Here is a 22,834-nt window from a genome sequence, read left to right as displayed (position 1 = left end):
GATAGCCGGATGATCGGGCGTAACCTTTTCATGGGTGAACAGCTTGCAGGCGGCAAAATCGACCTGCTCGAGGCAGGCCTCCAGCGCGCGGATTGTGACGGCGACATTGACCGAGGTCGCGGCGCATAGCGTGACCTGGTTTAGCGCGAGCCGGGACTTGGGATCGGTGGAAGCCATGTTCACATCGCTATTGTAAAGCGTTCGGTCACGCGGCTGAGTTCAGGGTGGGAAAAGGGATCGGTGACGCTGTCGGTCCGCCAGAGCCGCTGCAAGGCAGCTAGTTCACCCGCAAAGCGGGCCGCTCCCACTGGGTCACGATCCAGCCCGCGCGATACGGATTCATGGTGTATGAGCGTCGCGCGCGGCTCGTAGAAGGACTGCCACCCGCGCTGATTGAGGCGCAAACACAGATCCACATCGTTGAAGGCAACCGCGAAATCGCGTTCGTTAAAGCCGCCGACGGCAAAAAAGCGCTCGCGCTGTACGAGGAGGCAGGCGGCGGTCACGGCAGAGGTGAATTGCGGCAAGGCATGGCGATAGAAATAGCCCTCTTCAATAGGTACCAAGAAACGGTGGGCGTGGCCCGCCGCATTGCCCATGCCGATAACGACGCCGGCATGCTGAACCCGCCCATCGGGATAGAGGAGCCGTGCACCGACCGCACCAACGTCGGGACGTAGCGCCTGTAATACCATTGTCGCCAGCCAGCGCGGCTCTGTCATCTCAATGTCGTTATTTAGCAGGCAAAGCAGTCGCCCATGAGCGACTTTAGCCGCACGATTGTTAATCGCCGAATAGTTGAATGGACCGGCATGACGCAGTATCTTCACGCGCAACCCAGGCGTCGTCCCGCCCACCGCATTCAGATAGTCAAGGGTTTCGGGGTCGTCGCTGTCGTTGTCGACAATAATCAGTTCGATATCGGGATAGTCGGTCGTCGCAACGCCTTCAACACAAGTGCGCAACAGGTCGACGTGATTGCGCGTCGGGACAATGACGCTGACAGGCGGCAAATCATGCGCAAATGTGGTTATCGGCGCGGGTATGATCGGCGCGGCGCGCACACAGCGATGGTGCAGCATTTCCCGGAGATGCACAGGCGTCCCCTGCCCCGCCACGCGCGCTACCAACTGCCGCGCCCAGTCTCCCGCCTTTGCCGCCGCCAAGTCATCTTTCCCTAAGCGCAGGATGCAGGCTCCGGTCAGATAGTCAAAATGCCTAAAAAGCTCCGAATTCCAGTCGGGCTTGAAGTGCGGGGTGCCAAACCGGCCCCAGCGATCGATCTGGTCATCATCGGCATAGATGAGGCGTACATCCTCGCCCGCCTCTGTCACAGCCCGGCGATAGGCGCTGGCCGTGCCCGTCGCGACCCTGTCACCCGCCGTGATAGGCATTGCCCAGCAACCAGCACTCCAGTCGATCAGCGCGTCGGCAGGGCCTTGGCGACCGATGACAAGCGCCTCTATTCCTTCGCCCGCCAGGCTGCGTAGCGTGGTGTCCAGCCCGCTCTCGTCAGCGCCAGCATCGACGAGCGCGACGATTGGCGGCACGCCGGCTTCAGCCGCCCTATCGTCTTCTTTAGTTTGGCGCCGTTCTGCGCGTGTGCGGCGCAGCGCCCACAGTGCATAAGCGCGTGGCGAGGTGCCGAGCAGAGTCGCGAATTGCGCGCGCGCCCGCACCCGCTTGCGCTTTAGCCACCACCAACACGCGGTGAGATAGGCGCGCGGCGCAGCGCGAAAGGCGTCGGCATGCACTGCCAGCGCCAGCCCGGCGTGGCGCACCCGTGCGCCATATTCTTCTGACCTCTTCGCTTCCATGAACCGGGTGCGTTAGCGATATTGTCGGCACGGACAAGAGGTAGATGACATGCCACATGTTCGCCTCAATGCGCAAAGAGGTTACCTGATAGCTATCAGGTAGCTTTATGATATCTATTTGCTATCAAATAGCTATATCTCTCAATCTTGTTCTGCGTAGCCCTGGTCTTCCAGATGCCTCCTGCTTTCAAAATCCGCAGCCGTCCGAATTAACAGTCAGCCATGCCTCCGTGTCGGATGTCTGGACCTGAAGGAGCAGAGACGACGTCGCCGGACTGCAGTTTGGGCAGGAAAACCTGAGCCATATAGGCTTAGAACCAGAATGGCACAGCCTAGCACCATGGGTGCGACCATCGCCCGCCTGCAAAGGCCCGCGACCAGCGTGGTGGTCTTGCGGAGACCATGGAGGTATCCCGTTCGCAACCTAGAAGGGTCTTAGCTGCGGGCTATGTGTGTGGCGTCCCGCCTCAAAATCGAGGTGAAGGTGATACTCTACCCAGTCGTGGCGCTGACTCAGGACGTCGTGACGATCTTGCTAGATGATATGCCCAGTCTTTTACTTCCCGCAAAAAAAGGACTGGGCATATCATCAATCGAAACCGTCAAGGCCCGTCTCAGCCAATGCACTGCGCGACTTTTGAGCAAGATGTACTTGCGTGCCGCCCACAAAGCCAATGTCGGCGCCAACTGCTCCACTCGACGAGATAAATGCGATAGATATCTGATTGCTTGGTCGCTATCTGGTAGCTAAATGATATCCGAAAGGATATTTTTCTGTGCCTACCATTGCCTTCATCAGCCCAAAAGGCGGCGTCGGGAAAACCACGGCCGCCCTCCTGCTTGCCTCGCAGCTTGCGCGCGGCGCCAAGGTTTCGGTGATCGATGCCGATCCCAATCATCCGATCGCGTCCTGGGCCAAGGGAACCGCCCTCCCCGACAATCTCTCGATCGTGGCCGATGTCGATGAGGACAATATCCTCGACCGTATCGAGGAGGCGGCAGCACAAACCCCATTTGTCATCGTTGACCTGGAAGGCACGGCAGCCAAGATCGTATTGCTCGCAGTTAGCCAGGCTGACCTGGTGGTGATCCCCATGCAGGGATCGCAGCTCGATGCCGAGCAGGCGAGCCGGGCGATCCGGGTACTCAAGCAACACGAGAAGATGACGGGGCGCGAGGTGCCCTATGGCGTGCTGTTATCGCGGACCAGTCCCATCATCCGCACGCGGACCATGGGGCATATCCAGGGAGGCCTGACCGACGCGGGCGTGCCAATGTTTACGACGCAGTTGCATGAGCGCGAGGCGTTCCGGGCGATCTTCTCCTTCCGCCAGACGCTCGAAACGCTCGATCCCAAGGAAGTCGCCAATCTCGACAAGGCGATCGCCAATGCCGAACAGTTCGCGGTCGAGGTGATCGAGCAGCTGCGCAAGAGCCGGGGCAAGGGCGCACGACAGGAGGATATGACAGCATGAGCCGGGCCAATCCTTTCAGCGACCTCGATGATTTCGCGTCCGACGGCGCGGCCAAGCCCGTGCCTGCCGACGCGATCGAGACGATTGCAAAAAATGCCGGTTTTCCAAGCCGCAAGGCGGGAAATGCGGGCGCGGGCGAGACAGCGGAAACGCTTGTCCCCTCCCCTGCCCCAACACCTGGGCGCGCACCGCGGCGGCATACGACCGGGCGCAACCGGCAGATCAACATCAAGGCAACCGAAGAGACGATCGAGGAGCTTTACCGGATCGCGGACAAGATGGGGGTGCCGCTCGGCGCAGTGCTGGAACGGGCCTTGGCGGCATTGGCAAATGATATCAAGTAGCTATCCGATAGCTATTGCCTAACCGTCAGATATCCCGGCGCATCGCATCGATCATGAAGCGCCAAACATTGGCGGCATCGCTCTGGTGCGCATAGTCGGACTCGCCCTCCCTTACATGGCGGACGATTTCGGCACCCGCCTCTTTCATGATCTGGCTGGGTTCGTGGATCGCAGCAAGTACCGTCATGACGTGGGGCACATAGACCCGCCAGGCGGGGTTGCCATCGACGAGGGCGGCGTCATCCTGGCCCTGTGTCCGACAGAGGGCGCGGGCGGCTTTTTCGATTACGATCATGACATGATTGCTCGCCGGAACGACAAGGACGGTCAAGCGAAATGACAGTGGCAGGTAACTAGCGTTCGATCGGTCGGCAGATCCTTTCCCGTTTAAGGAAATTTCTGCACATGGACGCTCAATAGTCGCTTCCCTCTCATGCACGACGTTATCAACGGCTCTTGCGGCCTTGGAAAAGGATGTTCGGTTTGGCCTCCGCACCGCTACCGTCCTTCGCTCATCTCGCATGACGGGGTGCCACGCTGCAATTGTAGGATCGACTATTATATAAAGCGATATCCGATAGCTACCGGATAGCCTCCTCACGTCAGGCATATCGCCCGAATGGTACAACTGCCCAAGCCACCTGCTCCCATTGGGGAGCATTCGCGCCGCGAAGCGGTGCGTTCGATGTTTGCGGGTTGGGAGACCGGTGCGTTGGTGGGCTTGCTTTGCGTCCTTATCCACGAATTTTTGCTTGTTGGCCGTCTAGGCCAACTCTGTTTGTTCTTTTTATATAAGACTGGGTTAGCGGTTCAGGATGGTTTTGAGACTCACGCTCCGTTCCTATGTCCTGTCGATCGAGCGCCGCCTCAAGTCGAGCAAGAATCTTGGCCAGCGCGCCCTGCTCCATCGCCTTGTGTCGTTCGCGCTCGGGAAGTCTGGTACGCATGATGGCTAGCTCCTCCTGCCGATCGGCCTCGCGCTGGACGACATCGTCGGGGAGGGGGGCGGGGCGCATCCAGCGCGGCAGATAGCGAACAAGGCGATCGGGCAGGAAGGCGCGATAGACGTTCGATGTCTGGGCGTAGCGCGGGCCGGGGCCATCGCCCTCAACGCGCTTGAAACGGCGCTGGCGCACGAGAAAGCCGACGCTCTCCAGAATTCTGAGCGATCGAGCGATGGTCGCCCGGCCAAGGCTCGTCGCGTCGGCGAGATAATCATAACTGGGAAAGACGCGGCCGCGGTTGAGGCGGGCGAGGGTGAGAATTTCCTCAAGCACGCGCACGCTCGCGGCGGTCAAGGTGGTCAGCGTGCGCTCGACAGGGGTGAGGGTGCGAGCCTCGGCCCCTGCGCCTCCCCGCGCTTCGCGCCGCAGCTGGCGCCCGGCATCGAGCAGCCGACGCGCGGCGCGCAGCATCCGGTCGGTCTCCCCCTTGGCTGGCGCTGTGAAGAAGAGATGCTCGAACGTCCCCTCCTCGACGCTGTCGCGCAGCACCGGGGCGCCAGTGGGGTGGGGAGCGCCGGATCGGATTTTGCGCGGGCTTCCAGACCCATTCTGGCTCCGCGCCCGTACAGCATGACCACCCAGCGCGCCGAGCAGCGCCTCGCTAAAGGCAAGCGTTCCCATTCGTCCCTCCATTGCAGAAGGCCGTCACCAGACAAAAAGAAGGCTTGGCGCGAAGCGCGCATCCTTGAAACCGTAGGGAAACTGAAGTAGGAGAGGGGGGTGTTAGGCCTTTTTTGAGGCGCCCGGTTCGACGTTTGGCGACGTCGCTCCAAACTTCAGTGGATGCCCGGCCTTCGTGCCGGGTATTCTTTTATGTGGTCACAGCCGCCCCTTCGTTGATCCTTCGCCGACAGGACGCCGGCCATAGCCGCAAGCCGTCGCGAGGGCGGCCGCAGCGCCATGATTGCAGCTAATCTCCTATTCCGAAAGGGCTTGCGGTTCGTGCTTTCGAGTAGGAATGCGGAAAATCATTCGTGCTTTCGCGTAGGAATAGGGGTCCAATTCGTGCTTTCGAGTAGGAATGGATGTTCACCATTCGTGCCATTGAGTAGGAATAGCCTCGTATCATTCGTGCTTTCGAGTAGGAATTCGCCGCCGATCCGAATCGGTACCGCGAATCGCAAGCGCTTGGCCCTGAGGTGTCAGCTGTCGGCGGATGCGCCTTGCGCACTCCTCCCGACCCCGTCCCAGTCGCTGCCGTTGGGCAGGGCAGGAGGACGCTGTGTGATGATGACGCGCGCGCTCGCGGCCCGGCGCCCGGCCTTGCGCTCCTCGCCTTGCGGAGGCGGCGGGGCGGGGGCATCTTCGACCAGGCGGATGTCATAATCCGGGACGATGTTGGCGCCCGCGATCTGACGCATGGCGATGCGGAAATTGGGCAGCGGGTTCTGGAAACCGATCTGGTGGCGCAAAAGATCAAGGTCGATCTCCAGCGGCTCGCCCTCTACGCAGGACGAGCGTGCGACCTCATAGATGCGCCGCTCGATGGGGCCGAGCTGGAAATAGGTGTGGGCGTAGTCGAGCACCTGCCCGTCGCGCAAAATCGCGCGAAACAGCCAGTCGCACAGCCGCACACGCACGGCTTTCAGACGCTTTTCGCCTTTTCCCGAGCGCGCATATTGTAGTCGTGCTTCGGACAGCCAAGAGAAGAAACCCTCCTCGCCCTCGCCGCCAGCCTCAATATTGGTGCGAATCTGCGTGCCCTGAAGCCGCTCCAATGCGTCCGACAGACGGGCATAGGTGCGCGCCGAATGATTGGCGCCGGTGACGGTGAACAAGTCGTGCGCGGTAAAAGTGAAATCTTGGCTCACCTCCATCCCCGCCTCGATCTTCGCGGCCATGAGGCTGGCGATGTAGAGGACGATTTCCTTGTCGTAGATCGTCGCGACCCCGCGCGCGGACGGGCGCACCTCGATCGTGACGGTGGGCGTCGCATAGGTAAGCGGCTTCATCCAGGCATTCTTCGCCAACGCAAAGAAGGGAAAGGCCATCAGCGAACGCTCGCCGCGAATCTCGCCCATGAGGGGGCTGTCGAGCTGAAAGAGTTCGCGCTGTAGGTTGGCCATGGGAGGGCCTTAGCGCGATTGAGCCATAATGACTATTTCTACTCGAAAGCACGAATTCATGTACTGATCAACCTAATACCCTGCTGGCTGCCGCCATTCGAATTAGGGATAGCAGAAAGATGGCTATCAGCTATCCTCCTGCTCCAATTGTTGCGCTTGCGAAAATTCTTTGCACGCTGCACCAAAACCCTGCCCCCGCGTTTGAGCAACAGAGTTTGTTCGGCAAGCGCTAAGGCTCAAGGCGGCTCGAAGGGATTTAGAACATATATGGCCACGACTTCCGCTCTATCCGGCCCATCCATCACGCCTGTCATCCTTGCCGGCGGATCGGGCACGCGCCTGTGGCCGCTGTCACGCAAATCCTATCCCAAGCAGTTCGTGCCTTTGCTGGGCGAAGGCACCTTGTTTCAAGATGCGGCACGGCGGATGTCGGGATCGAGTGGGACGGTGCATTTCGACAAGCCCATGGTGCTCACCAATTCGCTCTTCCGCTTCATTATCGCCGAACAGCTGGCACAGGAGGGCATTGATCCTGAAGCCATCCTGATCGAGCCGGAAGGACGCAACACCGCGCCAGCCATTCTGGCAGCCGCGCTCTATCTGGCGCAAAAACAGCCCGACGCGATCATGCTGGTAGCGCCGTCCGACCATGTCATCACCAACAAGGCCGCCTTTCACGAGGCTGTGGGCAAGGGTCTCGTGGCGATCCCACAAGGGCAGATGGTGACGTTCGGCATTCAGCCCACGCGCGCCGAAACCGGCTATGGCTATCTGGAGATCGGGGAACGCCCCGACGGGTCCGGGCAGCCGATCGCGCTCAGCAGCTTTGTCGAAAAGCCCAATGCCGCGCGCGCCGAGGAAATGCTGGCGACAGGCAATTATCTCTGGAATGCGGGCATCTTCCTTTTTGCGGTGAAGGACATCCTCGCCGCGTTCGAGCGCCATACGCCCGAATTGTTCGCGACGGTGCGGCAGGCCGTAGAGCAGGCGGAAGGCGATCTGGGTTTCCTGCGTCTGGCCGAAGAGCCGTGGGGCAGGGCGGACAATGTTGCGATCGACTATGCGATCATGGAGCGCGCCGACAATCTGTCGGTGGTGCCCTATGATGCGGGCTGGTCGGACCTGGGCGACTGGGACGCGGTGTGGGAACATATGCAGCCTGATGCCGATGGCGTGGCCCTGTCCGGCGCCGCGACCGCGATCGATTGTACCAATTCGCTGCTGCGGTCCGAAACCAAAGGGCTGGAGATCGTCGGCCTTGGCCTCGACAACATCGTTGCGGTGGCGATGAACGATGCAGTGCTGATCGCCGACAAGTCGCGCACGCAGGACGTCAAGAAAGTGGTCGAGGCACTGCAACGTAAGGGATCGACGCAGGCCGAAACCTTCCCCAAGGACCACCGCCCCTGGGGCTGGTTCGAAAGCCTGCTGGTCGGCGGGCGTTTCCAGGTGAAGCGCATCACCGTGCTGCCCGGCCAGTCACTGAGCCTGCAAAGCCATTTCCATCGGTCGGAACACTGGATCGTGGTCGAGGGGACTGCGAAGGTGACGCTGGACGGGGCGATATCACTACTGACCGAGAACCAGTCGATCTACATTCCGGTGGGCGCACAGCACCGCATCGAAAATCCTGGGCGCATCCCCACTGTCTTTATCGAGGTACAGACCGGGCCTTATGTGGGAGAGGATGACATCGTGCGGCATGAGGATAGATATGCGAGGGGGTAAGCCGCCTCCATTTAAAGATATAATTATCCAATAGACAGAATGATTTATCTCCCATACGCCTGTTCTGTTGACATTAATAGGGGCTGACATGTCGTTTCAGGAGAAGGCGTCGCGTGGACGGCGGGTGCGGGTTCGTGCGTTGCAGACGAGTGCGATTTTCGGGGCGATGCTGGTGGCGGGACCGGCCTATGCGCAATGCTCGCCCGATCCAACAACCGCCTATGGCACCACCGACTGCACCGGGACCGACAGCGACGGCCTGACCGTCACCACCAGTGGCAGCCGGGTCGTGGTTGCAGCCGATGCCGTTGTGCGTCCAGGCAGCAGCGCAGCAGCGATCATCAATCGCGCGACCGACACGAGCTTCGACATAAAAGGGCTGGTCGACGGCGGCACGGGAAAGGCCGGGCTGTTCTTCACGACCGGGCCGGCGATGTCGGTTCCATGCGATCCCTATTCAGGTGCGACGCCCTATTATTGCGTGCCCGGATCGACCGTGACGACCTATCCGTCGGCCAACACCTCTGTCTCCGTAGCGGAAGGCAGCACGGTGACAGGCGCGCAGGGTATCCTGATCCGGCTCGATACGGGGAACAGCAACGGCAATATCTATGCTACCATCTCCAACTGGGGGACGATCAGCGGGACGGCAGGCCCGGCGATCGTCGTGGATCAGACCGGCATTGGCACACTGTCGGTCTATAATTATGCTCCAGGCTTTATCGGCGGCATGTCGGGTGCAGTGTCGTATGTCTCCAATTCCGGCACGATCGACGGGGGCAGCAATGCCGCAATCGCCTCGACTAATAGCTATCTGAACATCGACAATAGCGGCACGATTCGTTCGAGCGGATCGGCCCCGACGATCAGCAGCGATGGCAGTGCCTATATCACCAATGCCACAGGCGCGACGATCGGCGGCAGCAGCACCGCGATCCGACTGTCCGACAGCATCACCCTCTCCAATGCGGGCATAGTCAACGGCTCGGTCATCGTCACCACCACAGGTCGCCAAAGCAGCGCGATCGACACGCGCACGGGTACGATCAACGGCGATCTTATCCTGGGCGCTGGCGACGACACCTTGCAGGCGCGCTATGATGCGACAAGCGGCCGGATCAGTTCGATCACCGGGCGCATCGATGGCGGCGCGGGCACCGATACGGTCGAAATTGGCATCGACAGCGACACGACGTTCCGCACGATCGTTCTGCCGACCAATTTCGAACGCTTCGGTCTTCTCCTCAGCAACGATGCGATCGCGACGCTGGCCGCCGATTTTACGCCCACGACCTCGATCCGCTACGGCGGATCGGGGACGCTGGTGAACGAGGCTGCGCTGGTGACGGTGGGCCCGGCGATCATGGCCCAGTTCGGAGCCTATGGCCCGATCTTCGACAATCGCAATTCGATCCTAGCGACCCTGTCGGACGACAGCAGCTATGCAGTGTCGGGAAGCAGGATCATCAACAGCGGCACCATCACCGCCAATGGCGGATCGGGCGTGTCGGCCGATTCAAACCTAACGAACAGCGGCAGCATCACCGCCAGCGGGACGGGCGCGTCGGTTAGCTATGGCAATATCGACAATAGCGGCATCATCCGGTCGACCGGGGGCATGGGCCTCACGCTCGGATATTCGAATACAGCGGTCAACAGCGGCAGCATCGATGGCGCTACCACGGGCGTGGCGCTGAGCTTCGGGCGACTGACCAACAGCGGTGCAATCAGCGGCGGCACCACGGGCGTGGCGCTGGGCGGGACGCTAATCAACACGGGCACCGGCACGATCACGGGCGGCGTCAGCGGCGGGGGCTTTGGGTCGGTGTTGGCCAATGCCGGGCAGATCGTCGGCGCAGTCAACCTGGCCTCGCCCTATTCCTACGATTCCAGCTCCGATATTTTCGTCGATAATGGCGGCAGCGTCACGGGCGCGATCCTGCTGGGCGGGGGAGACGACCAGTTGATCGTCGATCTCGACGCGCCGGCGGAGCGGGCGCTGGCGGGCGCGGCGAGCGGCGTCGATGCGGGCGCGGGCTGGGACACGTTACGCTATCGGGTGAAGGCCGACGCGAACGCGACGATGGCGCTTGCCAACGGGTTCGAGGCGCTGTCCTATGAACTGTCCAATGGCGCCGCGCTGACGCTGACGACGGCGTCGCCGCTGTCAACCACGCTGGGCCTTGCCGGGAACGGAACGGTCACATTGAATGGCAACCTGTTGTCGAGCGACCGCACGCTGGTCGATGCGACGATCGCCACGACCGACCAACTGACGGGCGGCGGGGCGGGGCCGGATCGCGCTTTGACGATCGTCAACAACGGCACGCTCAGCCTCAGCAAGACGACGCAGAATTACAGCTACGGCACTGCCGCCATCGTGGCCGGGACCGCCGACGTCACCAACAATGGCACGATCAGCGTCACTAATGCTACCGGTCTCTATTATCCGGCAAGCGGCATTTTCGGCGGAACCACCGTCTCCAATGCAGGCATGATCAGCCTGAATGGCAATGGCACGGCCATCACCGGCGCGCAGGATGTGGTGAACAGCGGGATGATCACTGATGTCGCCGGGTCCGGGGCGAGTGGCATCACAGGCTTTGCCACGCTCACCAACAGCGGCACGATCGAGGTCGACGGGCTGGCAGTGGACGCGGGCTATTACAGTCAGTCGAAGGTAACCAACAGCGGCACGATCGCAAGTCGCACCGGCGCGGCCGTCAGCCTCAGCTATTATGGCAGCCTCACCAACGAAACGGGCGGCACGATCCGCGGCGCGACCGCCATCGACCTGTCCAACGGCGCCACGATCATCAATCGTGGCGCGATCATGGGTGATGTTGCGGCGTCACCCTATAGCTATGCGTCCGCCATCTATGTCACCGATGGCGGCACGCTGGAGGGCAATCTGACCTTCGGGCAGGTCAATGATCTCTTCCTCCAGACCGGCGAGACGACAGGCGTCAGCGGCACCATCGACGGCGGCGCGGGCTTCGACATCTATGGCCGGTCACGCAGCAGCAGCAGCACGATCGCCCTCGGCAACCACGCAGGCATCAATTTCGAAGCGGACTATGTCCAAGCTTTGGGCGCCGATACCGTCCTGACGCTGACCGCGGCGGACGACATCGCCAGCGATGTCTATATTCAAGGCGACGGGACGATCGTCAACGACGCGACGATCGACGGCCTGGTTTCGACCTACCTGCCATTCTATGGCGTGAACTTCACGCCCTATAGTGCGCTGGCAGCGTTCACCAATCGCGGCACCATGGCAGGCGGCGTAAGTGGCACTATCCAGTCCTTCACCAACGACGGCGCGATCGGCAGCGCTATGCTGGACGCCACCGCCGTGCAGATACAAGCGGCGAACACCGCTCTGACGTTCAACAATAGCGGCAGCATCGCCTCTTCGGGGCAGGCGCGCGCCGTTACGCTGAACGGCACCGAGCTGACCGGGCTGTCCGCCATCAACAGTGGCACCATCGATGGCGGCATGGCCATCTCTGCCACCTTCGCCGCCGCCGACACGCCCGCGATGATGACGATCGACAATAGTGGATCGATCAGCAACGCCATGGACAGCGGCCTGGTCGTCACGAGCAGGGACTATTTTCCCTCCCCCGACAATCCGGTCGCCGTCTCGTTGCGCAACAGCGGCACCATAGAGTCGTCAGCAGTCGGTGGGGCGGGCGTGACGCTCAATCTCGCCAACCTGACATCGGCAAGCTACGCCATCGACAATCAGGGCGTGATCCGCGCGAGCGGCGACGGGTCGACCGGTAGCTACGGCTATTACAGCTATCCCGGCTTCATCTATACCGAGGTGAACTATACCGATCCGGCCGTCGGCCTGCTCGTCTATGGCAACGGCACGGGCGTCAGCGGCACGATCAGCAACGCCGGGACGATCGAGGCGACGGGCGAGAAATCGATCGCGCTGATGGTAAGCGACACCGCGCTCGACCTCACCAACAGCGGCACGATCCGGGGGCAGGGCGATACGCTGCTGGCGGCCGACGATCTGCTGGCCGCCGCGATCGGCACGACGAACCTCGCCGGGGCGATCCAGGTGATCGGCACGTCCGACGACCGCATCGTCAATACAGGATCGATCATCGGGTCGATTGACTTGGGCGCAGGCAATGACCGGATCGACAATTATGGCCGGATCGAAGGCAATGTCTGGCTGGGCGCGGGCGACGACATCTTCCTGCACGCCGCCGACGCGGTGCTGACGGGCATCGTCGACGCCGGATTGGGCGACGACAGCCTGATCATCGACGCGACGCGGGGCGGGGCGGTCAATGGCGACCAGTTCCTGAACTTCGAACGCTTCAGCCAGATCGGCAACGGCGCGGTCGCCTATTCGGGCACTTTCAACTTCGACAGCATCGGCCTGATGGGCGGTACCGTCACGGTGGCGTCGGGGCAGACGCTCTCGAGCAGCGGCCCGACGACGATCATGGGCGGCAACGGCGCCGAAACCGTGCTGAACGACGGCACCATCACCGGCGCCGTCGATCTGGGCGCGGGCAATGACCGCGTGGTCAACAATGGCCGCATCGGCGGCGCGGTGCTGCTGGGCGGGGGCGACGATCAGTTTGTCGAGGGACCGGGCAGCAGCGTGGCGAGCGGCGTCGACGGCGGCACGGGCAACGACCTTTATACCGTGATGCTGGCAGGCGACCGCAGCGGCATCGGCCAGCGCACGGGCTTTGAACGGCTGTCGGTCGAAGGCAACGGGACGCTCGCCCTGACACTCGACCAGAATTTCCAGACGGTGGCGATAAACGGCACCGGCCTCACGCTGGCGCTCAATGGCTTTGCCGTGGGCGGCGTCATTGGATCGGGCGGCGCGGAAAGTTTCAGCGTCGATGGCGATGTCGCCGCGGCGATGATGGGTGCGGGCGACGATGTGCTGGCGCTCGGCACCACCCAGGCAGCGGGCGTCTATGATGGCGGGGCGGGCAACGACCTGCTGCGCTTTACCGCCAATGCGCCGGTTCGGCTGACGGGCAGCGCCATCTGCTTCGAGCAGGTCGCGCTGACCGGCGGGGCGCTGGACGTCGCAGGCACGCTGGGCGCGGCGAGCGACAGCATCGGCTTTGGCGATGGCGCGCAGTCGCTGACCATCGCGCAGGGCGGGGCGCTGGCCGGGACGATCGACCTTGGGGCTGGCAATGACAGCTTCCGCTTGGCCGCCGGTGCGACACTGGCGGGCACGGTGTCGGGCGGCGCAGGCACCGACAGCGCGACGCTGGAACTGGCGGGCGACCGCACGCTGGGTGCTGCGTTGCTGACCGAGTTCGAGATATTGAACAGCGAAGGCACTGGCACGCTCAGCCTGACGGACGCGCATGTCTATGACGCCGTGAACGTGGGCACCAACCTGGCGGTCGCATCGGGGGCGTCGCTCAGGGCGCCGGTGATCTTCGGCGCGGACGACAATCGCTTCACCATCGCGGGCGGCTTTGCCGGATCAGTCGATGGCGGCGCGGGCAATGACAGCATCCAGATTTCGGGCGGCGGCAGCGCAGCGCCGGTCGCCTTCGCCAATGTCGCTAATGTCGAGGCGCTGGGGATGAGCGCGGGCTTTGCTACCCTGTCGGGAACGGGCAGCTTCGGGTCGATCGACCTGACCGGCGGGCGCTTTGTCGGTCTGGCCGGGTCGGTCATCCACGCAGGCCAGATCGCCGTGCGATCTGGTGCAACCTTCGGGTCGGCGGGCATCGTCAATGGCAACATCAGCGTCGCGGGCACATTGAGCCCTGGCGCATCGCCCGGTACGATGACCGTCAACGGCAATGTCGCGCTGGCGAGCGGCTCCGTCTCGCTGTTCGAGATCACGCCGACGATCGCCGATCAGCTGATGATCAACGGCACGCTGACGATCGCCAATGGTTCGACGCTCAAGATCGTGGCGGACGGGCAGATCAGGCCCGGCACCTCCTACGACCTCATCATCGCGAGCGGCGGGATCACGGGCAGCTATACGACGATCGACAAAGCGGACACGCTGTTCGGCTTCATCGTCCAGCGTGCCGACCGCATCCAGCTGCTCGGCCGCTTCCTCAATGACCCGCTGTTCAACCCGCAGGTGTCGCGCAGCGTCGATTATGCCAACAGCGTCATTCCGACGCAGGCGGCGAACAGCCCGCTGTTTGCGGCGCTGCCTTCGCTGTTGCTGGCGAACGGCGGATCGAACCCGGCGGCCTTCACGCGGCTGACGCCCGAACCCTATGCCAGCGCGACGCAACTGGGCGTCGACCAGGCGCTGACGCTGGCCGATGCGGCGCGCGGTCCGGGCTTTGCCTTCACCGACAGCGACGATGTCCATGCCTTCACCTTCGGGCAGGTGCTGGGCCAGTGGCACAGGCTGGCGGGCGACAGCGACGCCGGCACGTCGAGCGCGCGTACGCGGGGTTATGGTCTGCTCGGCGGCGTGGGCATCGGGAACCGCGACTGGGCGGTCGGCGCCTTCGCGGGCTATCTCGATAGTCACCAGTGGATCGACGCGCTGGGCGCCAGCACCAAGACTGACGGCTTCGTCGCGGGCGTCCATGGGCGTTATGCAGCGGGTGGGTTGCGGCTGACGGCATCGGTGCTCTATGATGGTGGCGACGCGCAGACCGACCGGGCGCTGCCCAACGGCAGTTCGGCTTCGGGCCGCTATGGCCTGCACAGCTGGGTGGGCGACCTGTCGGTCGGCTATGCTTTTCCGACGATGGGCGACTGGGCCGTGACGCCCAAGGTCGGCGTCACCTATGTCCGCACGGTGCGCGACCGGGTAAGCGAGACGGGCAGCGTCTTCGCGCTTGATGTCGCGCGCGATCGTCACGTTTCGGGCTTTGCTGATGCGGGCTTCCGCTTCGCGCGGGCCGACGCGTCGGACGCGGCGTTCCGTCCCTTTGTCGGATTGGGTCTGCGGGCGCAGATCAAAGGACGCACAACCGAAGCCATCGGCGGCTATGCCGGCGGACCGCTGACCCTGCTCGCCACCGGGGCGCAGCGGGCGGCAGTGGTCGGCACCGCGTCGGCGGGTCTGTCCTATCGCCTGACGAGCGGCGTCGAATTCTTCACGACGATCGATGCGCAGAGTGGCGAGGACGACCATCGTGAAAGCGCGTCGGCGGGCGTGCGCATCCGTTTCTGACGCGACCGGCCCGCGCCCTTGTCGGGGGGGCGGGCCGGAAAGCATGTCATTTCACACCCACAGCCTAAATCATCAGCCAATAGGCCACAGGACATCAACCCCGATATTGAATAAGATTATTGCGGCAGACCAAGTTTATTGTGATATTAGAATTATAGGAACGTAATTCCTCAATACACTAAGGATTATTCATGGAAAACATGCCGGACATTTACGATATGTTCCCAATATATGGGGAGGACGACCTATTTAAGGATGTCAACCGTCATATTCTTCCAGAAGATAGTATGCTTGAGGGTATACCTGGCGATTACATCATGCGCACTCGATATTTTTCGGTCGGCGCAAGTGCCATTTCCGTCATCAGGCAGGTGCTGCAGGCTCAGGATCGACACATAAGCGATGTAAAGCGAGTTCTGGATTACGCTTGCGGCTTTGGTCGAGTCCATCGTTGGCTCAGGGTCGCTTTTCCTCGGGCCGTAGTCCGAGGTGTGGACGCCGACGCACCATCAGTTGCGGGCGCTAAACAGTTAGGGTTTGATGCAGAGACGCTCGATCTTGCCCTGAACGATGACCTCGGGAAATTCGATCTCATCTGGATTGGCTCGCTTTTTACGCATCTCTCAGAGCCTGATTCAAAATTATCGGGCGTGATTTGATGGCCTTGCGATGCGGCGTGCGAAGAGCTGGATCGAGGCGATGAAGAGCCATGCGGTAGCCGATGCGATGGTCTGTTCAAAGTCCTTGGCGAGGCGGCGATTGCGGTTCAGCCAGGCGAGGGTTCGCTCGACGACCCAGCGTCGCGGGAGAATGACAAACCCCTTTGCGGCATCCGACCGTTTGACGATCTCGATGGTCCATTTGCCGATCCGGCGCAGCGCGTCCCTGAGTTTGTCACCGGCATAGCCACCATCGGCGAAGACATGGCGCAGCCACGGGAAGCGCCTGATGATCTCGGCCAGCACCAGCGGAGCGCCGTCACGGTCTTGGATGTCGGCGGTGTGGACTACGGCATGGACGAGATTGCCGTCGGTATCCGTCAGGATATGGCGCTTGCGCCCCTTTGTCTTCTTGCCCGCGTCATAACCCCGTGGCCCGCCGCTTTCCGTGGTTTTGACGCTCTGGCTGTCGATCACGCCGGCGCTGGGCGAGCCCTGGCGGCCTGCAGCTTCGCGCCCGATCAGCAGCAGGGTATGGTTTAACGACAACCACAGCCTGCTGTCCCGCCACAGATAGAACCAACGCCGCACCGTCGAGACCGGCGGAAAACACGGCGGAAGCATCCGCCACGGGAGGCCGCCACGCAACAGATACAGGATCGCCTCGACAATCCGCCTGAGCGGCCACTTGCGCGGACGCCCTACATGCGAGGGCGGCGGAAAGAACGGCTCGAGCAGCGCCCATTCGGCATCGGTCAAATCGCTTGGCAAAGCCAAGTCCGCACGGGCATACTGCGCCCGAGTGGTGTCGGTCCACATCGTTGATTTCCTTTGGTTTGTCGCAAAACCGCTGAATCAACGACAGGGCACGCCGTCAAGCTAACCCGCTGATACCACTCAACTTAATTTCGGATCAGGCTCTCATACGAAGAGTCAGCCCGGACGCTGAAATTCCTCCGTCGTCAGTTGTCGCCTTCTGGGGCATTAATTATCACGACGCATGGAACGGATGTGGTTGAGCGCATTAACGCGGGCGCACCCTACGGACTGGAGACCGATGGCCTAAAGAGCCTTTTCGAGACATTCAAAAGAACCGGATGGGGATACGCAGACTACCCAGATCACGACGGATATGGAATATCTCTTTCAAGTCCTGATGTTACCATGAAGCTGCTGTCAGATTGCGACATGATCCCGTTCTTTTTTCGAGCGAAAGGCTGGGATAAGCATCAAGATGTCTACGCTTGCACGCCGCTTGATTAGGCGGTGTGGGACGTATTAAGGGGTCGAGGCTCAGCGTTTTCCTGGTTAATTGCCCGTCGCAAACTGCATGGCGAAGAACATCACTGCGCATCCGTACCGAAAGATCGCCCATGTCGTGAAGGCCCTGGGGAACGTCGACGGATATTCCGATTTTTGGATGAACCAGGCAAAGATATAGGGAAACCAAAGCGTCAGAAAGCCCATGATAGTTAGCTGGAGGCCAGCAACAACCTCTATTTCTGTGGCGGAGCGGCCGTGTCAACGGCGGTCAGATTCCAAGCCATCGGGGCAGAGTAAAACCAGGTCGCTGTGATGCGGGCCGGCGATATGAAGAGGGCCCCGATCGGGGCCCTCTTCATATCGTTGTCGTCATTGATCAGGTGGCGGAGATCTCGCCAGTGTTCCGGTTGATGACCGGAGTGGCCTGGTTTTGCTCCGCCCCGGCAACGCGGGGGCGGGCGGACTACTTGAGGCGGTACTCGACTTCACGCGACGTGCCTGCGCTAAAGGCACTGGCGAGCGGGATGGTGACGGCGCACCTCAATATGGCGAAGGGGCTGAAGCCCTAAGGCTTGCTCAGGCCGCTTGCTTTTCCAATATGGCTAGGCTTTGCCAGAAGGCGGGATGGTGGCTTGCATCCAGCCCATCGGTGAAGTGTAGCTCCAGAAAGCCAGCGTTGCGCGCGAAGCGGCGTATCCAGTCGCGGTGCAGAAAAGCATCGAGATGAGGGCTTGGACGCCCTTGACGAATAAGCTGAAGATTAGCTTCCCACACCCGATCATGCGCGGGCTCTTCCAGCTCTAGAAAAGAGAATATCATCTTCCCCCCAGGCTTCAGCGCACGGAAGGCGTCGAGCATATAGAGGTAGGATTCGCCCGGATAGAGATGGGTGAAGACTGACCAGTGAAAGATCATATCCAGTGAGGCATCCTGCGCTATAATGTTTGGCGTAACATTGAGGTGCGTCTGATAGCCGGGACAGCGTGAGGACAATTCATCGAGCAACTCCTGCACGACGTCCGCCCCGGCATATTGCCCCTGCCACCCCTGCCGATGCAGCGCCTGCGCTGTACGACCGCATCCGCACCCCAGATCATAGATCGCCATGCCGTCAGTCAGACCATGATGACGCAGCACCGCGACATGACCATCGCCCTGAGAGATGAAGCTACCCATCGTCTCGGCCCCGATCGATTGCGCGAGCGCCAGACGCCGATCATCGGGCATCGCTTTAATCTTGTTCCGAACGAGCTGCCTATAGTCCCGGACTGAATGGGTCAGATATTCGCGCCTTGGCCGGCATCGGCGTAGGAGCGTAGATAAAGTGATCAAGCAATGCCCCTTGTAATCTTTCGCCTGCAATCATCACGCCAAGGAGAAATAGCAATATGCTTTTTAAAACATCCGAAGATAGACGAAAGCAGATTTTTCTCATATCTTTGATAAAGGACATTATCACATATAGCCGGCGTTTCTAATGATCTCCTCTCTCATCCTGCGATCGTCACTCCCACTCCCGCCCCTCATCGCGCAGTCTGAGCCGCGAGCGCAGGTGCGTTTCCTCGAATTCTTTGCCGCCGCGATCCGCAATCCGAACACTCGGCGCGCCTATGCGAAAGCGGCGCATGACTGTCTCGCCTGGTGTCTCGATCATGGGGTACGCGACCTGTCCGACATAGCACCCATCCACATCGCTGCGTGGATCGAGACGCTGGGGCAGGGCCTCGCAGCGCCCAGCGTCAAACAGCGGCTCGCGGCAGTGCGGCACCTGTTCGACTGGCTGGTAACGGGGCAGGTGATCGCGACCAACCCGGCGGCCAGCGTGCGCGGTCCGGCACATTCAGCGCGCCAGGGCAAGACGCCGGTGCTCGACGCACAGGAAGCGCGGGCGCTGCTAGACGCGATCGACGTCACGACGCCAGTGGGGCTGCGCGACCGGGCGCTGATCGGCCTCATGATCTACAGCTTTGCGCGGGTGGGCGCGGCGCTGGCGATGAAGCGCGAGGATGTGTTCGTGCAGGGGCGGCGGCTGTGGCTGCGGCTGCATGAGAAGGGCGGCAAGCGGCATGAGATGCCCTGCCATCACCAGCTCGACGATTATCTGACCGCCTATATCGAAGGCTGCGGGCTGGGCGAGGGCAGGGGGCCGCTGTTCCGCACCATCGCGCGGGGCACCGGGCGCCTGAGCGATACGCCGCTCAGCCAGGCCGAGGCCCATGCCATGGTGCGCCGCCGCGCGAAGGCTGCGGGGATCGCGACGCGCATCGGCAACCACAGCTTCCGCGCGACGGGGATCACGACATACCTGAAAAATGGCGGCACGTTGGAAAACGCCGCCGCCATGGCCAATCACAGTTCGACCCGCACGACACAGCTTTATGATCGGCGGCGCGACGAGATCAGCCTGGCGGAGGTGGAGCGGGTGCGGATTTGAGGCGGGGGGGGTGAAAGGCGGGCCAAGTCTGCTCGAGCAGACTTGGCATCAAGGTGACGGAAGGGAGGGCCGGATAGGCCTGACGCCGGGAATGTATGACAAAGGGCCGCTGGCGGGGCAAAAAAGGGCACGCAGGTGCATCAAAAGCGACTGGAAAAGTGCGCGGGCGAGGCGGGGGGACAAGCGTGTTTACGGGGGCGTTCAGGCTGTCCAATCGACACACTCGAATGGCCGGCATGTAGGCATGTAATACATTGAACGCCGGTATCCCTATCCTGCCAACAGCCATCAGGCAATCGACTTGCCTCTGGTTCAGATGATGCATATATCCGCATCATCTGAACCAGAGGCATATATGGCAACACAACCCCACAGCATCGAGGCGCTGCTCGGCGTAAGGGCCGGAATTCATACCTCCCGCCTGTCGTTGCCGACCTCCATCGAAAGCGGCCTGCCCGTCGCCGCGCTCGATCGCCTGGCCGACAAAGTGGCGCCGGGCGACGCGCGCTTCAAGTTTCGGCTTATTCCCAAGGCCACGCTCGAGCGGCGGCGCAAGTCCGCGTCCAAGCGCCTGACGAGCGAGGAGGGGGACAGGCTTGCCCGGCTTGCCAAGGTGTTCAGCTTCGCGCTCGACATCTATCGGGAGCCAGAGCGGGCGCGCGAATTTTTGGGGCGCGCGCATCCGATGCTCGACGGAAAGGCGCCGCTCGACGTCGCGCTGGCGACCAGTCCGGGCGCGGACCTCGTCATCAATCTGCTCGGTCGCGCCGCTTATGGCGGGGGCGTGTGAAAGGCGGGCGAACCGATCGGGTATTGACGGCTTACCGCATCGGCGATCCTGACGGTGTTCATCCGATCTATGACAGCGAAGGCGCCCGGCTCTATCCTGGGCGGTGGAATACGCCGCTCAGCTCCGTCATCTACACGTCCGAACATTATTCGACCGCGATGCTGGAGAAACTGGTGCATGCTAGCAGCGTACTGCCGCCCAATCAGCATTATATCCGCATCACCATCCCCAACGGCACCAGCTACGAGATTTTTCAGACCGCCGCGCATCCAGGTTGGGACGGGAAAGACGAGGGGCTGTGCAAGGCGTTCGGGCATGCCTGGTATGAGGAGCAACGCAGCGCCATCCTGATCGTACCGTCGATCCCGGCGCGGGTAGAGCGCAACATCCTCATCAATCCGCAGCATCCTGATGCGGCAGCCATCACGTACGACCTGCCGGAGCCAATCTGGTGGGACGAACGTCTTTATGGCTAGACGCTGATCAAACGGCTTGTCCGCAAAGGATCCCATGACCCATACCGTTTCCATCGCCGACCTCATGACCCGGTCCGGCGTCGCCTTTGGCACCAGCGGGGCGCGGGGGCTTTTCACGGCGATGACCGATGAGGTCTGCTTCGCCTATACGCAGGCCTTCCTTCAGCATCTCAGCTCCATCGGGCAGTTCGCGCCGCGCAGCCATGTCGCCATCGCAGGCGATCTACGGCCCTCCAGCCCCCGGATCATGGCGGCCTGTGCGACGGCGATCGAGCATATGGGCGGCGTCGTCGACAATTGCGGCTTCGTGCCCTCGCCGGCGGTGGCGGGCTACGGTTTTGCGCGGGGTATCCCGTCGCTGATGGTGACGGGTAGCCACATCCCCGACGACCGCAATGGCATCAAGTTCAACTGCACCGATGGCGAGGTACTCAAGAACGACGAGCAGGGCATTCGCGCCCAGAGCGTCGACCTGCCTGACCTGTTCGATCGCGAAGGGATGCTGAAGGCCGCACAGGCACTGCCGCCGGTGATCGACGTCGCGACCGCCTATATGGCGCGCTATGTCGACTATTTCGGGGGCGATGCGCTGTCGGGCCTGACGCTCGGCATCTATCAGCATTCGGCCGTGGGGCGCGACATCGTGACGCAGATCGTCACGGCGCTGGGCGGCACGGCGGTAGCGCTGGGCCGGGCGGAAAAGTTCATCCCCGTCGATACCGAAGCCGTGCGGCCCGAGGATCAGGCGCTGGCGAAGCAATGGGCGGCCGAGCATGGTCTGGACGCGATCCTGTCGACCGATGGCGATAGTGACCGCCCGCTGCTGGCCGACGAAACGGGCGTCTGGATGCGCGGCGATGTGCTGGGGATTCTGTGCGCGCGGGCGCTCGGCATCAAGGCGGTGGCGACGCCGGTCAGCTGTAACAGCGCGGTCGAGCTGTCGGGCCTGTTCGATGCGGTGCGGCGGACGCGGATCGGCTCTCCCTTCGTGATCGAGGCGATGAATGCGCTGGCGGACGAGGGGCAGGTGACGGTTTGCGGTTATGAGGCCAATGGCGGCTTCCTGCTGGCGAGCCCGGTAACGGCAGAAGGGCGGACATTGGGCGCGCTGCCGACGCGCGACGCGGTGCTGCCGATGCTGGCGACGCTGGTCGATGCGCGACGTCAGGGAGTGACGCTCTCGGCGCTGCAGGCACAGTTGCCTGGGCGCTATACGTTCAGCGAGCGGTTGCAGGACTATCCCACCGCGCAAAGCCAGGCGCTGATCGCGCATCTGGAGGAAGGGAACGAGGCCGAGGTGCTGGCGCGGCTGACTGCGATGTTCGGCGCGGTGGCGGGCGAGGCCGATGGCATCGACACGACCGATGGCTTGCGCATCCATTTTGCCGGGGGCGACATCATCCACCTGCGCCCCAGCGGCAATGCGCCCGAACTGCGCTGCTATACCGAAAGCGATACGGCGGAGCGGGCGGCGGCGATCAATGCCAAGGCGTTGGGGATCGTACGGGAGACTGTGATCGGCTAATCCGCGACAGCGAGTTAGACAGGTGCGAACGCTTTACCCGAACAAGCCCTTGAAAATAAAGGACTTGTTCGGGATACCCTGATTGCATTACGCG

At 62.0% G+C, this 22,834-nt stretch carries 15 protein-coding genes and 1 pseudogene; 9 read left to right on the top strand and 7 right to left on the bottom strand.

Annotated elements, in window-relative coordinates; translation table 11 throughout:
- Nucleotides 1–179 precede the first annotated feature (179 nt).
- Nucleotides 180–1,817 (bottom strand): glycosyltransferase family 2 protein, encoded by a 1,638-nt coding sequence (locus IWY39_RS23860; RefSeq protein WP_196871765.1) that lies wholly within the window; start codon nt 1,815–1,817, stop codon nt 180–182.
- Nucleotides 1,818–2,131: 314 nt separating this feature from the next.
- Nucleotides 2,132–2,246: pseudogene (locus IWY39_RS24630) on the bottom strand (IS630 family transposase); the annotation flags it as partial.
- Between the two features lie 347 nt (nt 2,247–2,593).
- Here IWY39_RS24630 and IWY39_RS23855 point away from each other — a divergent pair.
- Nucleotides 2,594–3,292 carry a ParA family protein gene (locus tag IWY39_RS23855; RefSeq protein WP_095687611.1) on the top strand — a complete coding sequence of 233 codons (699 nt, stop codon included), beginning with the start codon at nt 2,594–2,596 and terminating at the stop codon, nt 3,290–3,292.
- Nucleotides 3,289–3,636 carry a hypothetical protein gene (locus IWY39_RS23850; protein ID WP_196871764.1) on the top strand — a complete coding sequence of 116 codons (348 nt, stop codon included), beginning with the start codon at nt 3,289–3,291 and terminating at the stop codon, nt 3,634–3,636. Before IWY39_RS23855 ends, IWY39_RS23850 begins: the two co-directional genes overlap by 4 nt.
- Before the next feature lie 25 nt (nt 3,637–3,661).
- On the opposite strand, the gene IWY39_RS23845 is transcribed toward IWY39_RS23850, so the two are convergent.
- The 3 genes from IWY39_RS23845 to IWY39_RS23835 all read right to left on the bottom strand — a co-directional run bounded on the left by IWY39_RS23845 (nt 3,662) and on the right by IWY39_RS23835 (nt 6,706).
- Entirely contained in the window at nt 3,662–3,931 is a 270-nt protein-coding gene (locus IWY39_RS23845) for a hypothetical protein (RefSeq protein WP_196871763.1), read from the bottom strand.
- A gap of 439 nt (nt 3,932–4,370) precedes the next feature.
- On the bottom strand, nt 4,371–5,129 hold the full coding sequence (locus IWY39_RS23840) for a helix-turn-helix domain-containing protein (RefSeq protein ID WP_331274497.1): 759 nt from the start codon (nt 5,127–5,129) through the stop codon (nt 4,371–4,373).
- A gap of 653 nt (nt 5,130–5,782) precedes the next feature.
- Complete coding sequence (locus IWY39_RS23835; protein WP_095687609.1) at nt 5,783–6,706, bottom strand: replication initiator protein A; 924 nt, start codon at nt 6,704–6,706, stop codon at nt 5,783–5,785.
- Nucleotides 6,707–6,973: 267 nt separating this feature from the next.
- On the opposite strand from IWY39_RS23835, the gene IWY39_RS23830 reads away from it, so the two are divergent.
- The 3 genes from IWY39_RS23830 (at nt 6,974) to IWY39_RS23820 (ending at nt 16,252) form a co-directional block, all read left to right on the top strand.
- Entirely contained in the window at nt 6,974–8,434 is a 1,461-nt protein-coding gene (locus IWY39_RS23830; RefSeq protein ID WP_196871761.1) for a mannose-1-phosphate guanylyltransferase/mannose-6-phosphate isomerase, read from the top strand.
- An 88-nt stretch (nt 8,435–8,522) separates the two neighbouring features.
- Nucleotides 8,523–15,593 (top strand): autotransporter outer membrane beta-barrel domain-containing protein, encoded by a 7,071-nt coding sequence (locus tag IWY39_RS23825; RefSeq protein ID WP_196871760.1) that lies wholly within the window; start codon nt 8,523–8,525, stop codon nt 15,591–15,593.
- A gap of 191 nt (nt 15,594–15,784) precedes the next feature.
- Entirely contained in the window at nt 15,785–16,252 is a 468-nt protein-coding gene (locus IWY39_RS23820) for a class I SAM-dependent methyltransferase (protein WP_196871759.1), read from the top strand.
- On the opposite strand, the gene IWY39_RS23815 is transcribed toward IWY39_RS23820, so the two are convergent.
- Both IWY39_RS23815 and IWY39_RS23810 read right to left on the bottom strand, forming a co-directional pair.
- The gene (locus tag IWY39_RS23815; RefSeq protein WP_107125139.1) at nt 16,235–17,071 is read right to left on the bottom strand and encodes an IS5 family transposase; all 837 of its coding nucleotides are present in this window, start codon (nt 17,069–17,071) and stop codon (nt 16,235–16,237) included. The genes IWY39_RS23820 and IWY39_RS23815 overlap by 18 nt on opposite strands.
- Nucleotides 17,072–18,091: 1,020 nt before the next feature.
- Complete coding sequence (locus tag IWY39_RS23810; protein WP_095687604.1) at nt 18,092–18,742, bottom strand: class I SAM-dependent methyltransferase; 651 nt, start codon at nt 18,740–18,742, stop codon at nt 18,092–18,094.
- Between the two features lie 250 nt (nt 18,743–18,992).
- Here IWY39_RS23810 and IWY39_RS23805 point away from each other — a divergent pair, with 250 nt between their 5' ends.
- The 4 genes from IWY39_RS23805 to IWY39_RS23790 all read left to right on the top strand — a co-directional run bounded on the left by IWY39_RS23805 (nt 18,993) and on the right by IWY39_RS23790 (nt 22,740).
- Complete coding sequence (locus tag IWY39_RS23805) at nt 18,993–19,949, top strand: tyrosine-type recombinase/integrase (protein ID WP_095687603.1); 957 nt, start codon at nt 18,993–18,995, stop codon at nt 19,947–19,949.
- Nucleotides 19,950–20,304: 355 nt separating this feature from the next.
- Complete coding sequence (locus IWY39_RS23800; RefSeq protein WP_095687602.1) at nt 20,305–20,739, top strand: antitoxin Xre-like helix-turn-helix domain-containing protein; 435 nt, start codon at nt 20,305–20,307, stop codon at nt 20,737–20,739.
- Nucleotides 20,736–21,215 (top strand): RES family NAD+ phosphorylase, encoded by a 480-nt coding sequence (locus IWY39_RS23795; RefSeq protein ID WP_196871758.1) that lies wholly within the window; start codon nt 20,736–20,738, stop codon nt 21,213–21,215. The genes IWY39_RS23800 and IWY39_RS23795 overlap by 4 nt, the downstream gene beginning before the upstream one ends.
- A gap of 34 nt (nt 21,216–21,249) precedes the next feature.
- Complete coding sequence (locus IWY39_RS23790; protein WP_196871757.1) at nt 21,250–22,740, top strand: phosphomannomutase; 1,491 nt, start codon at nt 21,250–21,252, stop codon at nt 22,738–22,740.
- Nucleotides 22,741–22,834 lie beyond the last annotated feature (94 nt).

It is taken from the genome of Sphingobium sp. JAI105, from assembly GCF_015752145.1.
Taxonomy (GTDB): domain Bacteria; phylum Pseudomonadota; class Alphaproteobacteria; order Sphingomonadales; family Sphingomonadaceae; genus Sphingobium; species Sphingobium xenophagum.
Note: the sequence above shows the minus strand (reverse complement) of the source record. Positions and strands in the feature narration are given on the sequence as shown.

What these genes read in the sequence shown, in the direction of transcription:
- IWY39_RS23860 (WP_196871765.1), bottom strand. Translation starts at nt 1,817, where the DNA reads ATGGAAGCGAAGAGGTCAGAAGAATATGGCGCACGGGTGCGCCACGCC.
- IWY39_RS23850 (WP_196871764.1), top strand. Translation starts at nt 3,289, where the DNA reads ATGAGCCGGGCCAATCCTTTCAGCGACCTCGATGATTTCGCGTCCGAC.
- IWY39_RS23845 (WP_196871763.1), bottom strand. Translation starts at nt 3,931, where the DNA reads ATGATCGTAATCGAAAAAGCCGCCCGCGCCCTCTGTCGGACACAGGGC.
- IWY39_RS23835 (WP_095687609.1), bottom strand. Translation starts at nt 6,706, where the DNA reads ATGGCCAACCTACAGCGCGAACTCTTTCAGCTCGACAGCCCCCTCATG.
- IWY39_RS23830 (WP_196871761.1), top strand. Translation starts at nt 6,974, where the DNA reads ATGGCCACGACTTCCGCTCTATCCGGCCCATCCATCACGCCTGTCATC.
- IWY39_RS23825 (WP_196871760.1), top strand. Translation starts at nt 8,523, where the DNA reads ATGTCGTTTCAGGAGAAGGCGTCGCGTGGACGGCGGGTGCGGGTTCGT.
- IWY39_RS23820 (WP_196871759.1), top strand. Translation starts at nt 15,785, where the DNA reads ATGGAAAACATGCCGGACATTTACGATATGTTCCCAATATATGGGGAG.
- IWY39_RS23815 (WP_107125139.1), bottom strand. Translation starts at nt 17,071, where the DNA reads ATGTGGACCGACACCACTCGGGCGCAGTATGCCCGTGCGGACTTGGCT.
- IWY39_RS23810 (WP_095687604.1), bottom strand. Translation starts at nt 18,742, where the DNA reads ATGCCCGATGATCGGCGTCTGGCGCTCGCGCAATCGATCGGGGCCGAG.
- IWY39_RS23805 (WP_095687603.1), top strand. Translation starts at nt 18,993, where the DNA reads ATGATCTCCTCTCTCATCCTGCGATCGTCACTCCCACTCCCGCCCCTC.
- IWY39_RS23800 (WP_095687602.1), top strand. Translation starts at nt 20,305, where the DNA reads ATGGCAACACAACCCCACAGCATCGAGGCGCTGCTCGGCGTAAGGGCC.
- IWY39_RS23790 (WP_196871757.1), top strand. Translation starts at nt 21,250, where the DNA reads ATGACCCATACCGTTTCCATCGCCGACCTCATGACCCGGTCCGGCGTC.